This window comes from Leptotrichia rugosa (genome assembly GCF_041200005.1).
In the GTDB taxonomy this organism is placed as follows: Bacteria; Fusobacteriota; Fusobacteriia; order Fusobacteriales; family Leptotrichiaceae; genus Leptotrichia; species Leptotrichia rugosa.
Genome location: NZ_CP165644.1, coordinates 757,717 through 772,678 on the forward strand (window position 1 = coordinate 757,717; position 14,962 = coordinate 772,678).

The following is a 14,962-nucleotide window of genomic DNA, read 5'->3' on the forward strand; positions in this document are numbered from 1 at the left end:
ATGGCTAAAGAAGTAATCGGAAAGATTAAATTACAATTAGAAGCAGGGAAAGCGAATCCTGCACCACCAGTAGGACCTGCATTAGGACAACATGGAGTAAATATCGCAGAATTCTGTAAATCATTTAACGCACAAACACAAGATAAAATGGGATTTGTAATTCCAGTAGAAATTACAGTATATGCTGACAGAAGTTTTACATTTGTTTTAAAAACTCCACCAGCATCAGACTTGTTAAAAAAAGCAGCTAAAGTTAAAAAAGGTGCTGGAAACTCATTAAAAGAAGTTGCTGGAACTATAACTAAAGCTCAATTACAAGAAATTGCAGAAACTAAAATGCCAGATTTGAATGCTGGAAGTGTTGAAGCAGCTATGAATATTGTTGCAGGAACTGCAAGAAGCATGGGAATTAAAATTTCTGAATAATTATATATAAAAAATAAAAAAACATTATTGGAAGAAGTGGAAGGTTTTCTAGCCAATGACCACAGAGGAGGAAATAATAAATGGCAAAAAAAGGTAAGAGATATAATGAAATATCTCAAAAAGTTGATAAAATGAAAGTTTACACTCCAGAGGAAGCTTTGGAATTAGTATTTGATACAAAAAGTGCAAAATTCGTTGAAACAGTTGAATTAGCTGTAAGACTTGGAGTTGACCCAAGACATGCTGATCAGCAAGTAAGAGGTACAGTTTCATTGCCGCACGGAACAGGAAAAACTGTAAGAGTGTTAGCAATTACTTCAGGAGATAACATTCAAAAAGCATTAGATGCTGGAGCAGATTTTGCTGGTGATGATGAATATATCAGTAAAATTCAAGGTGGATGGCTAGATTTCGATCTAGTTATAGCTACACCTGATATGATGCCTAAATTAGGAAGATTAGGAAGAATTTTAGGAACTAAAGGACTTATGCCTAACCCTAAATCAGGAACAGTTACAACAAACATTGAACAAACTGTAACAGAATTTAAAAAAGGAAAAGTTGCATTTAAAGTTGATAAATTAGGTTCGATTCATTTACCAATTGGAAAAGTTGATTTTTCAAAAGAAGCAATCATAGAAAACTTTAAAGTTGCATTAAATCAAATTGTTAAATTAAAGCCAGCAGCTTCTAAAGGACAATATTTAAAAACAGTTGCAATCTCATTAACTATGGGACCTGGAATTAAAATTGACCCATTATTAGCAGGAAGTTTTGTTGCTGAATAATAAAAATTAACTATCTCAATCTAAAGAGATAGTTTTTTTATTAAAAAAAATTATTTGTTCAGAATATTTTGATTTTATTATTATTTTTTTAATTATTTTTTAACTAAAAAAACAAAAAAAGTTATTTAAAAACAGAGAAAAATAAGGTATAATAATAGTATTATTATGAAGTAAATTTAGGAGGAAAAAATGAAAAGAATTTTGACGATTTTTAGTGTGATTCTCGCATTGATGTTTATTGTTGCATGTGGAAATAAACCTGCAACAGCGGATCAGGTAAAAGATGGAAAAACTTCAACTGATTCGACAAATTCCAACAAAAGTGTGGCAGTTGTTTATTCAACTGGTGGAAAAGGCGATAAATCTTTTAATGATTCAACTTTTAGAGGACTTGAAAAGGCTAAAAAAGAATTGGGTATAACTTATAGTGAGTATGAGCCAAAAGATCCAAATTCAGAAGCAAAGGATGCACTTACAAGATTTGCGGAAGAAGGACAATATGACTTGATAATTGCAGTTGGATATACAATGCAAGATGCAGTAACTGCAGTAGCTGATGCATTTCCAGAGCAAAAATTTGCAATTATTGATAGTGTAGTTAATGGCAAACCTAACGTAGCTTCGATTACGTTTAAAGAAGAAGAAGGTTCATTTTTAGTAGGAGCTTTGGCTGCAATGATGGATAAAACAGGAACTATAGGATTTGTGGGTGCTGATAATTCAGATTTGATAGCAAAATTTTTTGCAGGGTATGCGCAAGGTGCAAGATATGTAAAACCTGATATTAAAGTTATACCAGTTACAATTGGTGGAACATCAGCGTTTAACGATCAAGCTTCGGCAAAAGCTAAAACTGAAACTTTGATTCAACAAGGTGCAGATGTAGTTTATCACGCAGCTGGAGCAAGTGGGCTTGGAGTATTTCAAGCTGTTAAAGAAAAAAATATTTATGGAATAGGTGTGGATTCAAATCAAGACGGTCTATATCCAGGAAATATTTTAACTTCCATGATGAAATATGTGGATAATGCAGTTTTTGATGAAATTAAAACAACTTTAAATGGAAAGTTTGCCGCAAAAGTTCAGACATATGGAATAAAAGAAGATGGAATTGGAACAACAAATTTTGAATTTACCAAAGATAAAATTGGTGAAGAAAATATTAAAAAACTTGAACAAATTAAACAAGATATTAAAAGTGGAAAAATTGTTGTAAAACCAAAAATATAATTATAAAAGTTAAAAAAGCGGGATCTTTTTGGTCTCGCTTATTTTTTTAAAAAATTTAAAACTTTATTTTTTATTTTAAAAATTAAATAATTAGATAATTTATAGAAAGGAAAAATTATGAGAGTAGTGGATTTGATTGAGAAAAAAAGAGAAAAAGAAGAACTTGCAAAAGAAGAGATTCATTTTTTATTGAGTGAATATTTAAAAGGAAATGTTCCAGATTATCAAATGTCAGCATTTCTGATGGCGGTATATTTTAATGATATGACAAAAGCTGAACTTTTGGAATTTACAACTTTAATGAGAGATTCAGGAGAAATTATAAAATTTGAAAAGATTAATAAATTTTTAGTCGACAAACATAGTACAGGTGGAGTTGGAGATAAAGTAACCGTTGTATTAGCGCCAATACTTGCAGCACTTGGTTTGGCTTCGACTAAATTATCAGGCAAAGGTTTGGGTCATACTGGCGGTACGATTGATAAATTTGAAGCGATAAAAGGGTTCAAATTTTCAAGTTCAAAAGAAGAAGTTGAAAAAATCGCAAGTAAAACTGGAATCGGGCTTATGGGCTACAGCGATAAAATCGTTCCACTTGACAAAAAATTGTATTCGTTAAGAGATGTTACAGCGACAGTTCCAAGTATTCCATTAATTGCAAGCAGTATAATGAGTAAAAAGCTGGCGATTCAGTCAGATGTGATAATTCTTGATGTGAAAGTTGGTGATGGAGCTTTTATGAAAAATATTGAGCGTGCAAGAGAATTGGCAAAAAGAATGATTGAAATTGGGATTGGATTTAAAAGAAAAGTAAGAGCAGTTTTGAGCAACATGGATGAACCGCTTGGATATTCAGTAGGAAATGCGATTGAAATAATTGAAGCGATAGAAACATTGAAGGGAAATGGAGCAAAAGATGTAAAAGAAGTGGTTTATACAATTGCAGCAGTTGCGTTAAAAGCTAAAGGTGTAATAAAAGAATTAAAAGATGGATATAGGAAAATTGATGAAGTGATAAACAGCGGTCTTGCACTTTCAAAATTGAAAGAATTTATAGCTGAAAGCGGAGGCGATGAAAATTTAGTCAATGATTATTCAATTTTACCGGTTGCAAAAGAAAAATTGGAAATTTTTTCCCAAAATAATGGCTATGTCGCAAAAATAAAAGCTGAAGAAATCGGAAAAGCGGCGATGATAATTGGTGCAGGAAGAGCTACAAAATATGATAAAATTGATCATTCTGTCGGAATAAAGATTTTTAAAAAAGTTGGTGATAAAGTGGAAAAAGGAGAAAAATTGGCAGAAATTTATTATAATGACGAAAAAAATTTAAAAAATTCAAAAGAAATGCTTTTAGATGCGTATGTGTTACAAAATGAAAAAGTTAGCGGGCAAAAAGTGGTGATAGAAATCATTGATTAATTTTATTCGTTACGTATCCTAAAATTCTTAAAGCACTGAATGTTATATTGGACCTAAAAAAATTAAAAAAAGTAATTAAACTTTTATAAAAGTTTTTATATTTAAAAAATTTATTGTGTTGTAAAATTTTAAAATTTATGATAAACTTATTGTGTAAATATTAAAATTTGTAAAAATAAAGAGGAAATATAACAAGTTTTATAAAATTTAATAGAAGGAGAAAAAAATGAGAATAGGAATTTTGGGGACAGGTTCTTATGTTCCAGAAAAAGTGTTGACAAACGATGATTTAGCAAAGATAGTTGACACTAATGATGAATGGATCACAACAAGAACAGGTATCAAGGAGCGAAGAATAGCCTCTGAAAATGAAGCAACTTCAGATTTGGCATTTTGCGCAGCAAAAAAAGCTATAAATGATGCCGGGATAGATAAAAATGAAATTGATTTGATTATCGTTGCAACAATGACCCCAGATCATTTCACGCCGTCGACAGCGGCGTTAGTTCAAGATAAATTGGGAATAAAAGCTGCAGCTTTTGATATAAGTGCAGCGTGTACAGGATTTGTCTATGCATTTACGACAGGATACAGTTTTATAAAATCAGGGATTTATAAAAAAGTTCTTGTAATTGGTGCTGAAACTATGTCAAGAGTTATGGATTGGAGCGACAGAGGGACTTGTATCTTGTTTGGAGATGGTTCAGGAGCTGTTGTATTAGGAGAAGTGCAAACTGGCGGATTTTGTGCAAGTCATTTGGTTGCGGATGGTTCTGGCGCCTGTGAATTGATTGTACCTGCAGGAGGCTCTAGAAAAGTTGTAACTGTTGAGGCATTGGAAAATAAAGAGACATATTTACAAATGAATGGAAGAGAAATTTTTAAATTTGCGGTAAAAGTATTCCCTGAAAGTGTTGATGATGTTTTAAAACAACAAAATATTACAGCAGACGATATAGATTTATTTATACCACATCAGGCAAATATAAGAATAATTGAGTCAATTGCTAAGAGATTTAAGCAACCGTTAGATAAGTTTTTTGTAAATTTAAATAAATATGGAAATACTTCGGGAGCTTCAATTCCGATTGCAATAGATGAAGCTAGTAAGCAAAATAGACTTAAAAAAGGTGATAAAATTGTAATAACAGGATTCGGTGGAGGACTTACTTACGGTTCAATTTTATTTGAATGGTCAAAATAAAAAAGTTATTTTAGAAAGGGTGATGATTATGAACTCAAAAATATTTTGGGGATTAGTAATAGTAATATTGAGTTTGCTTCAATTTATTCCTGAAGAAATTCAAAAATATGTTTTTAATTATCAAGTTATATTGATTCTTTTGGGAATTTACTTTGTGTTTAAGAAAAAAGTGCTTGGATGGATTTTTGTAGGAGTGGGAATTTATTCTTATTTATCATTAATTTGGGAAGACTTACCATTTTGGATACTTCTTTTAATATCTGGACTTGTAATTTTAGGACTTGGTGTAAAAGAAACTGTTGACAAAAATAAATTTAACAAATTTCCTAAAAAATCAAAATCTAAAAAAAATGATGAAGAAGAAATAGAAGAAGCAGAAGAAATCAAATAATTAAGGAGAAAATATGTCAAAAATTGCTTTTGTATTTCCTGGTCAAGGAACACAGTATGAAAAAATGGGTGAAGTTTTGTATAACAGTGTGAGCTATGAAAATAAAAAGATAATAGACAGAGTTTTTGAAAATAATGAAGAAGTGAAAAAAGTTATATTTGAAGGGACAAAAGATGAATTAAAAGATACAAAGTTTGCACAACCAGCAATAGCTTTATTTTCAGTAGTTTTAACAAAATTATTAAAAGAAAAAGGAATAAATCCAGATTTTGTTGCAGGACATAGTTTGGGAGAATATAGTTCGCTGTATGCAGCTGGATTTTTGAACGAAGTTGATACGTTAAAATTGATCTCTGCGAGAGGGAAAATAATGAGCGAGGCTAAAATAGAGGGTTCGATGGCTGCAATTTTAGGATTATCTTCAAATGAAGTGGAAAATATTTGTAATAATATTGATGGAGTAATTGAAGCAGTAAATTATAATGAGCCTAAACAAACAGTTGTTGCAGGAGAAAAAGATGTGATTGAAAAAAGTTTGGAAATTTTCAAGGAAAAAGGGGCTAGAAGAGCATTGCCTCTTGCGGTGTCAGGACCTTTTCATTCGTCGCTTATGAAGCCTGTTGCCGAAATTTTGAAAAAAGAATTTGAAAATTATAGCTGGAATGACGCAAAAACACCAATTGTGGCTAATACTACGGTAAATATTCTGACTTCATCTAATGAAATAAAAAATGAACTTTATAATCAGACATTTGGTCCTGTAAAATGGGTTGATACAATTAACAAACTTAGTGAAAACGGCGTAACAAAAATTTATGAAGTTGGACCTGGGAAAGTCCTTGCCGGGCTTATTAAGAAAATTAATAAAGAAATAGAAGTTGTCAATATTGAAAATGTAGAAAATATTGAAAGTTTATAATTTGTACTAAAAAATTAAGTATTTTTAAAAAAAGTTCTTAAAATAGTTGCAAAATTTAAATTCTTTTGGTATAATAATTTAGAATATTAAAACGGAGGTGGCATTTAATGCTAGATAAAATTAAATCAATAGTTGCTGAACAGTTAGGAGTTGACGAAGATCAAGTTACTGAAGATGCGTCATTTGTTGATGATTTGGGAGCTGATTCACTAGATACAGTTGAATTGATTATGGCATTTGAAGAAGAATTTGATATAGAAATTCCTGATGAAGATGCACAAAAAATTAAAACAGTTAAAGATGTAATGGAATATATTGAATCTAAATAGTTGCTTAGATTTATACTTTTAAGGGGGAGTTCCCCCCTTTTTTTATTGAAAAATTTTAAAAAAAATGTTAAAATGTAAAAGAATAGATAATAATTAAATTATAAATCTAAAATTGATAATAATAAAAATGAGAGGTGTATTGATGAAAAGAGTAGTTATAACGGGAATAGGATTAGTAACACCATTGGGAACTGGAAGAGAAAAAGCTTGGAAAAATTTATTAGCTGGGGAGTGTGGAATTGATAAAATTACCCAATTTGACAGTTCAAATCATCCTGTGCATATTGCAGCCGAAGTGAAAGATTTTGAGGCAGAAAAGTTTATTGAAAAAAAAGAAATGAAAAAAATTGCTAGATTTTCACAATTTGCAATAGCGGCATCTAAAGAAGCTTTGGAAGATGCAAAACTTGAAATTACAGAAGAAAACGCAGATAGAATTGGGACAATTATTGGTTCAGGAATTGGTGGACTTGATGTGATAGAGCAAGAAGTGGAAAAATTGGTTACAAGAGGACCAAAAAGAGTGTCTCCATTTTATATTCCAGCAGCTATTGCAAACATGGCGTCTGGAAATACGTCAATTTACACAGGGGCAAAAGGACCAAATAAAACAGTAGTGACAGCTTGTGCGTCAGGGACAAACTCAATTGGAGATGCTTTCCAGACAATTCTATTAGGAAAAGCGGATGCGATGATTGCAGGAGGAACTGAAGCTACTGTGACACCATCTGGAATTGCAGGATTTGCAAACTTAAAAGCATTATCAACCAATCCTGATCCTAAAACTGCTTCAAGACCGTTTACTGCGGATAGAGATGGATTTGTATTAGGAGAAGGAGCAGGAGTTTTAATTTTGGAAGAGTTGGAACATGCAAAAGCACGAGGAGCTAAGATTTATGCAGAAGTTGTGGGATACGGAGAAACAGGAGATGCTTATCATATGACAGCGCCATCTGACGGTGGAGAAGGAGCAGCTAGAGCTTTTAAAATGGCAATGGAGCAAGGAAATATAAAACCTGAAGAAGTTGGATATATAAATGCACACGGAACTTCAACTCCGGCAAACGATAAAAATGAAACACAAGCAATAAAAACAGCATTTGGAGAACACGCTTACAAACTTTCAGTAAGTTCGACAAAAGGTGCGACAGGACATCTATTGGGGGGAGCAGGTGGAATAGAAGCTGCATTTTTAGCACTTGCTATTGATAGAGGAATAATGCCGCCTACGATAAATTACGAAAATCCTGATCCACTTTGTGATTTGGATTATGTGCCAAATAAAGCTGTAAAAAGAGATATTGAAGTTGGAATGTCAAGTTCACTTGGATTTGGTGGACATAATGCGGTACTTGCGTTTAGAAAATATAAAGGATAATATTAAAATTTATAGTCAAACTGCTATTTTGTAGTTTGACTATTAATAAGTTAAGGAGGTGGAATGATGCAAAAAGATTCAGAGGAACTTATGAGGAAGATAGGTTATGAGTTTAAAAATAAAAAATATTTGGAGAAAGCTTTGACACATAGGTCATACTCGAATGAAATCGAAAAGACGAAGCGCTATAACAATGAAAAACTTGAATTTTTAGGAGATGCCGTCCTGAATTTAATAACGACAGAATATATTTACGAAAGATATGAAGGAAAAACAGAAGGAGAACTTGCCAAATTAAAAAGTCAAATTATAAGTGAACCAGTATTTTCGTCAATTTCATCCGATATGGAATTGGGAGAATATTTATATTTAAGTAACGGTGAAATTATGTCTGGTGGAAGACACAGAAAATCAATTTTAGGAGATGCGTTTGAAGCGCTAATTGGTGCAATTTTTAAGGATTCTGACTATTATACTGCTAAAGAAGTCGCATTAAAATTTTTACTTAATAAGATAGACAATCTTGAAGAAATCGAAGGAACAGGAGATCATAAAACAATTTTACAGGAAGTTGTTCAAGGAAAATATAAAAAAATGCCAGAATATGTGTTAATTGGAACAAAAGGACCTGATCATGACAAAATTTTTGAAACTTGTGTGAAATGGAATGACGAAGTTTTTGGTGTTGGAGTAGGTAAGAGTAAAAAAGAAGCGGAAAAAAATGCGGCAAAACAGGCACTTGAAAAATTGAGTAAATTAAAAAAATAGGAGAACAATTATGAAAAAAAAAGCTTTGTATCCAGGTAGCTTTGATCCAATAACAAAAGGTCATTTAGATATTATAAGACGTTCTTCAAAATTATTTGACAAAGTGGTAATTGGAATTTTTAAAAATTCTTCAAAATCAAAATCCTGGTTTTCTGATGAAGAAAAAGTTGCGATGATAAAAGAAACTTTAAAAAAAGAGAATATAGAAGCAGAAGTTAAAATTTTCAATGGGTTATTGGTAGATTTTATTTGTCAAGAAAAAGTTGATATTCTAATTCGTGGACTTAGAGCATTGTCAGATTATGAGTATGAGTTGCAGTTTACACTGACAAATAAGACACTTGCAAAAAGTGAATATGAAACGGTATTTTTGACTGCATCAAGAGAATATTTATATTTAAGTTCCAGTTTGGTTAAAGAAGTTGCACAAAATAATGGAGATTTAAGCCATTTTGTGACAAAAGAAGTGGAAGAAAAAATAATAGAAAAAGTGGAATTAATGAGTGAATAAAAAAGTAAGAATATTTAGTTCAATATTCAATGTGTAAAAAAGGGGGTGTGAGTTTTGGCAGTAAAAAAGGAAAAGATGAAATTTATATGTTCAGAATGTGGCTACAGTTCACTAAAGTGGCTAGGGAAATGTCCAAATTGCAATTGAACATTTGAAGAAGAAGTAGAATTAAAAGTATCTAAAAATATAGTATCTCAAGATATTTCCATAAGTAAAATTTCAGAGATAGAAATAGAGAAAAAATTTAGAATGAGAACTTCGTTTGAGGAATTTGACAGAGTTTTAGGCGGGGGACTGATAAAAGGAGAAGTGGTGCTCGTAACAGGAAGTCCTGGAATTGGAAAGTCGACACTACTCCTTCAGTTGTCACAGGAATATTCAAAATTGGGAGCAGTTTTTTATGTTTCTGGGGAAGAATCAGCAAGTCAGATAAAGCAAAGAGCGGACAGAGTAAATGTAAAAAGTGAAAATTTGTACATTGTGAGCGACACAAAAATTGAAAATATCGAAAGTATTATTTTGAAGGAAAAACCTAAAGTTGTTGTAATTGATTCGATTCAGACGATGTATTCACAAAATTTGTCTTCTATTGCTGGAGGTGTTTCTCAAATTCGGGAAACTACGTTAAAAATAATTGAAATTGCGAAAAAAAATGAGATTTCCTTTTACATAGTCGGACATATAACGAAAGATGGAAAATTGGCGGGACCGAAACTTTTGGAGCATATGGTTGATGCCGTATTGCAGATTGAAGGAGAAGAAAATAACTATTACAGAATAATTCGTTCAACAAAAAATAGATATGGGTCAACAAATGAAGTTTCTATTTTTGATATAAAGGAAAATGGAATAAGTGAAGTAAAAAATCCGTCAGAATTTTTTATAAGTGACAGAGATGAAAAAAATATCGGAAGTATAATAGTTCCAGTTTTTGAAGGAAGTAGAGTGTTTTTGTTTGAAGTGCAGTCACTACTTGGAACACCAAATTTTGGAATGCCACGAAGAACTGTGGAAGGATATGACAAAAATAGAGTTGAAATTTTAAGTGCAGTTTTATCACGTTCATTGAAGGTAGATGTAAATTCAAAGGATATTTATATTAATATTCCTGGCGGAATCAATTTAAGTGACAGAAGTTCCGATTTGGCTGTAGTTTTTTCTCTATTGTCTTCAATTAGTGGAAAGCCTGTTAGTCAAAAAATAGCGGCAATTGGGGAGCTGGGGCTTAGAGGAGAAGTGAGGAAGGTTTCGTTTATAAAGAATAGAATAACGGAACTTGAAAAATTAGGATTCACAGGAGTTTATTTACCAAAAAGCCATAAAGAAGAGCTGGAAAACGAAGAAAATAATAAATCCAAAAGAAAAATAAAACTAAATTACATCAGTAATATAAGTGAATTAGTTGAAAGGATAAAATAAAATAATGAAAAAATTAACAAACAGAAAAAAAATATTAGAATATATATTTGAAATTATATCACCGGGTTCAAAATTAAGAGAAGCCGTTGGTAGAATCCAAGAAGCAAAACTTGGAGCTTTGATTGTTTTAGGAAATCCTGAAGAGTTAAAAGATGTTATGGGTGGTGGATTTGAATTAAATGCCGAGTATTCTCCGCAAAGAGTCTACGAGCTTTCCAAAATGGACGGTGCAATAATTTTATCTGAAGATATTGAAACAATTTATGGTGCGAATATCCAGCTGCAGCCAAATTATAATATAGAGACTGATGAAAGCGGTACACGGCATCAGGCAGCACACAGAATAGCACAGCAAAAAGGGAATCTGGTAATAACAGTTTCTGAAAGACGAAATAAAATAACGGTATATTTGGGGAAATTCAGATATTTGTTAAATGATATAGGCGGTTTATTTACAAAAGCTTCCCAAGCGATAACGGCACTTGAAAAATATTCTGTAAACATTGAAAAAATTCGCACTAATTTATCTATTTTGGAATATGATAATACAGTTATGTTATTTGATGTTATTGAATGTTTTAGAATGTATGGACTTTTTTTTAGAATGTCTGAAGAGCTAAAAGAATATATGTCTGAGCTAGGGACTGAAGGCAGGCTTATAAAAATTCAATATGAGGAAATTATGCTCAATAAAAATGAAAGTTTTGAAGCACTCATAAGAGATTATCAAAAAGGTTGCGTAAAAATTGAGAAAATTGTAAATAAAGTAAAAAATTTGACAAAAGAAGATTTGTTAGATGATGAAAAAATTTTAAATCTATTGGGATATGACATTAACGTTATTAATTTAGATGAAAAGATTGAGCCAAGAGGATACGGGCTATTAAACAATATTTCAAAAATTACTAAAAAGGATAAGGAAACTTTGATAAAAGAATTTTCAGGAGTACAGTCTATTTTGGCGGCTTCTGTTCAAGAGGTAACAGAACTAAAAGGCATAAGTAAATTTAAAGCGCTTCATATTAGTAAAGCTCTGAGAAGAATAAAAAATAAAACTGCTTTGGACAGGGAATAAATTAATTTAAGAAAGTGAGAAATAAATGAAACAAAAAGAAAATAGGGTTACAGTGGGTGGACAAGCCGTTGTGGAAGGTGTCATGATGAGAGGTCCTAAAGCAATTGCAACAGCGGTGAGAAAACAGGACGGAAGTATTGTCTACAAAAAAAGAATTTTGACAGAAAATAATAATAAATGGGTAAAAATTCCATTCATAAGAGGAATTATTTCCCTTTATGACGCAATGTTTATAGGGACAAGTGAGCTTATATTCGCATCAAATCAAGCTGGACTTGAAGAAGAGGAGTTAAGCGACAAACAAATTGGTTTTACAATTTTAACATCAGTCCTAGTAAGTATTGCAGTATTTATGTGGTTGCCATCAGCAGTCGGAGGATTTTTATTTCCTTCAAATATTGTGATGCAAAATTTAACAGAAGCTATTATAAAATTATTATTGTTTTTGGGATATATTTTTGGGATCTCGTTTTTAAAAGATATAAAAAGAGTATTTGAATATCATGGGGCGGAGCACAAAAGTATAATGAACTATGAATTACACAAAGAGTTGACACCAAAAAATGCAAAAGTTTGCACAAGATTTCATCCAAGATGTGGAACAAGCTTTTTGCTTCTTGTAATGCTTGTAAGTATAATAGTTTTTTCGCTGGTAGATTTTATTTTGCCAATGCCAAAGGGAAATCATCTATTTATGGTGCTTTATAAATTGATTACAAGAGTACTCTTTGTGCCATTTGTTGCAGGAATTTCATATGAGTTCCAAAGATGGTCAAGTTTTCATTTAGATAACATCTTTGCAAAAATGATAGCAATTCCTGGAATGTGGCTGCAAAAAATTACAACCAGAGAGCCAGATGAAAGTCAACTTGAAGTGGCAATTGTCGCATTAAAAGTGTCACTTGGAGAAGAAGTTAACAATGCGACTGAAGTATTTGTGGAAAAAAAATAAGATAAAAATTCAGGAATAACTAAATTCCTGTTTTTTTTTTAAATAAAAAAATTTTTAGGAATTTTTGATTTTTGGGGTATAATATAAGTATTAAGAAATTTATTTATTGGGAGGACATACAGGTGATACATAATACGAAAGAATTGGTTAATATTCAAGAGAAATTTTTGGATATGGAAGTAAAAAGTTTTGGAAGAGAAGTTATTGAATTTATTGATGACAGCGTAAGTACATTTCATGTTGTAAAAAATTGTTCTGATATTTTAGAAGAAAATAAATTTTTAAGACTTATGCCACAAGAAAAATGGAAATTGAAAAAAGGTGGAAAATATTTTTTTAAAAAGTCAAGCTCTACGATAATAGCATTTACAGTCGGAAAAAATGTTGATATAAAAAAAGGATTTAAAATATTTGCGGCACATACGGATTCGCCTTGTTTTAAAATTAAGCCGAATCCTGAAATGATAACAGAAAATATATTAAGATTAAATACAGAAGTTTATGGAGGTCCAATTTTAAATACTTGGTTTGATAGACCGCTATCTATTGCAGGAAGACTTATTGTAAAAGGAGAAAATATATTTGCACCAAAAACTATAAAAGTGAAAATAGATAAGCCAGTTATGACAATACCAAATTTAGCAATTCATCAGAATAGAGAAGTTAATAATGGAGTAAAAATAGACAGACAAAACGATGTCTTGCCAGTGCTTTCTCTTATAAATGAAAAATTTGAAAAAGAAGAATTTCTCACAAAATTGATTTTGGAAAATGTTGATGTGAGAAAAGAAGATATTCTTGATTTTGACTTGTATGTTTATTGCTGGGAAAAAGGTTGCCTTTTGGGTGCAAACGAAGAAATGATTTCTTCGCCTAAAATTGATAATTTGGCTTCAGTTTACACGGGACTGCTTGGACTTTTTGAAGCCAGTAAAAATGAGGATAGAATTAATGTATTTGTCGCATTTGATAATGAGGAAATTGGAAGTGCAACAAAACAGGGAGCTGATTCCAATTATTTGTTAAATACGTTAGAGAGAATTGCTTTGACATTGGGACTTGATAGAATTGAATTTTTACAAATGATTGAAAATTCTTTTATGCTTTCAGCTGATGCAGCACACGCTGCACATCCCGCACATATTTCCAAAACAGATCCAACAAACCGTGGAAAAATGAATGAAGGTTTATCTGTGAAAATAAGCGCAAAACAGAGATATACATCGGATGCCTATTCAATTTCTGTGATTAAGCAATTAGTCGAAGGAACCGATATAAAAATTCAAAATTTTGTAAATGAATCAAATGAACCTGGTGGCTCGACAATTGGTCCAATTTCTGCAACTCACTTGGGAATAGATTCAGTGGATGTTGGAGTCCCTATGCTTGCTATGCATTCGGCAAGAGAAGTATGTGGAGTTTATGATGTTTTTTTTCTAAAAGAATTAGCAAAAGAATTTTTTTCAAAGGGATAAAAGTAAATTTTGAAAATAAAAAAATTAAAATAAAAATTATATAAATTTTGGTAAAAATAACAAATAAAAATTAGGAGTTGATTGATACGATATTTTTAGATAAAGTGCTAGTTTATATTGCACACAATATGGATAAGCCACGAGATTTTATTGAAAGCGATTTGGAATTTATTATAAAACAAAGCATTTTACATTATTTTGTTAATGACAGGAAAGTTGATTTAAAAGATCTTTCAGATTTTACGGTAACATTGGTTATAGATTTTTACGATGATGAAATAAATAATAAAACAAAATTAGTTGTAGAAGAGTATATGTTTGAAATAAGTTATCTTGGGGAAGTGGTGTTAAGAACACTAAAATTGGGAAATAATTATGAGCATTATGCGAGGGAGGATGTATTGGATCTTGAAAAAGAAATAGATTTATTTTTAAATGGAATAGGGATTCCGAAAGAAAAGAATAATATTTAAAAAATAAATAGGTAATTCACAGTAAAGTGAGATGCCTATAATTTTTTTTAAGAACTGTTTCATGATGGTTTCATAAAACAGTCCTTTATCCTATGAATATCGTTATCACCGAATTTTTATGACTTTTATCAGATAAATAAAAATTTTTTCATAAATCTCTAAAATATATATTAAAATAACTATAAATTTCAGACGCTTTCAA

Annotated in this window: 15 protein-coding genes and 1 pseudogene; all 16 read left to right on the forward strand. The window is 31.2% G+C overall.

Features of this window, described 5'->3' with window-relative positions; all coding sequences use genetic code 11:
* The 16 genes and pseudogenes from rplK to AB8B22_RS03860 all read left to right on the forward strand — a co-directional run bounded on the left by rplK (position 1) and on the right by AB8B22_RS03860 (position 14,760).
* The gene (gene rplK, locus AB8B22_RS03785) at positions 1-426 is read left to right on the forward strand and encodes a 50S ribosomal protein L11 (RefSeq protein WP_094080698.1); all 426 of its coding nucleotides are present in this window, start codon (positions 1-3) and stop codon (positions 424-426) included.
* Between the two features lie 80 nt (positions 427-506).
* Complete coding sequence (gene rplA / locus AB8B22_RS03790; protein WP_369711719.1) at positions 507-1,214, forward strand: 50S ribosomal protein L1; 708 nt, start codon at positions 507-509, stop codon at positions 1,212-1,214.
* Between the two features lie 189 nt (positions 1,215-1,403).
* A complete protein-coding gene (locus tag AB8B22_RS03795) occupies positions 1,404-2,444 on the forward strand; it encodes a BMP family lipoprotein (RefSeq protein ID WP_094080696.1) in 1,041 nt (346 codons plus the stop codon).
* Positions 2,445-2,561: 117 nt separating this feature from the next.
* The gene (locus AB8B22_RS03800; RefSeq protein WP_369711720.1) at positions 2,562-3,866 is read left to right on the forward strand and encodes a thymidine phosphorylase; all 1,305 of its coding nucleotides are present in this window, start codon (positions 2,562-2,564) and stop codon (positions 3,864-3,866) included.
* 226 nt (positions 3,867-4,092) lie between these two features.
* Positions 4,093-5,070: a beta-ketoacyl-ACP synthase III gene (locus AB8B22_RS03805; RefSeq protein ID WP_094080694.1), complete on the forward strand. Its 978-nt coding sequence runs from the start codon at positions 4,093-4,095 to the stop codon at positions 5,068-5,070.
* 28 nt (positions 5,071-5,098) lie between these two features.
* A complete protein-coding gene (locus AB8B22_RS03810) occupies positions 5,099-5,461 on the forward strand; it encodes a hypothetical protein (protein WP_094080840.1) in 363 nt (120 codons plus the stop codon).
* A 13-nt stretch (positions 5,462-5,474) separates the two neighbouring features.
* Positions 5,475-6,380, forward strand: a complete 906-nt coding sequence (fabD, locus tag AB8B22_RS03815) for an ACP S-malonyltransferase (RefSeq protein WP_369711721.1) — start codon at positions 5,475-5,477, stop codon at positions 6,378-6,380.
* Positions 6,381-6,487: 107 nt separating this feature from the next.
* Entirely contained in the window at positions 6,488-6,709 is a 222-nt protein-coding gene (acpP, locus tag AB8B22_RS03820; RefSeq protein ID WP_094080692.1) for an acyl carrier protein, read from the forward strand.
* A gap of 142 nt (positions 6,710-6,851) precedes the next feature.
* Positions 6,852-8,087: a beta-ketoacyl-ACP synthase II gene (fabF, locus tag AB8B22_RS03825; protein WP_094080691.1), complete on the forward strand. Its 1,236-nt coding sequence runs from the start codon at positions 6,852-6,854 to the stop codon at positions 8,085-8,087.
* 63 nt (positions 8,088-8,150) lie between these two features.
* Entirely contained in the window at positions 8,151-8,855 is a 705-nt protein-coding gene (gene rnc, locus AB8B22_RS03830; protein WP_314079259.1) for a ribonuclease III, read from the forward strand.
* 10 nt (positions 8,856-8,865) lie between these two features.
* Entirely contained in the window at positions 8,866-9,366 is a 501-nt protein-coding gene (coaD, locus tag AB8B22_RS03835; RefSeq protein WP_094080689.1) for a pantetheine-phosphate adenylyltransferase, read from the forward strand.
* A gap of 75 nt (positions 9,367-9,441) precedes the next feature.
* Positions 9,442-10,785 (forward strand): annotated as a pseudogene (gene radA, locus AB8B22_RS03840) (DNA repair protein RadA).
* A 4-nt stretch (positions 10,786-10,789) separates the two neighbouring features.
* Positions 10,790-11,860 carry a DNA integrity scanning diadenylate cyclase DisA gene (disA, locus tag AB8B22_RS03845; RefSeq protein WP_237048640.1) on the forward strand — a complete coding sequence of 357 codons (1,071 nt, stop codon included), beginning with the start codon at positions 10,790-10,792 and terminating at the stop codon, positions 11,858-11,860.
* 25 nt (positions 11,861-11,885) lie between these two features.
* Entirely contained in the window at positions 11,886-12,812 is a 927-nt protein-coding gene (locus AB8B22_RS03850) for a DUF1385 domain-containing protein (protein WP_369711722.1), read from the forward strand.
* 122 nt (positions 12,813-12,934) lie between these two features.
* Positions 12,935-14,287, forward strand: coding sequence for a M18 family aminopeptidase (locus AB8B22_RS03855; RefSeq protein WP_094080685.1), 1,353 nt, complete (start codon positions 12,935-12,937; stop codon positions 14,285-14,287).
* Between the two features lie 77 nt (positions 14,288-14,364).
* Complete coding sequence (locus tag AB8B22_RS03860) at positions 14,365-14,760, forward strand: hypothetical protein (RefSeq protein WP_237048639.1); 396 nt, start codon at positions 14,365-14,367, stop codon at positions 14,758-14,760.
* Positions 14,761-14,962 lie beyond the last annotated feature (202 nt).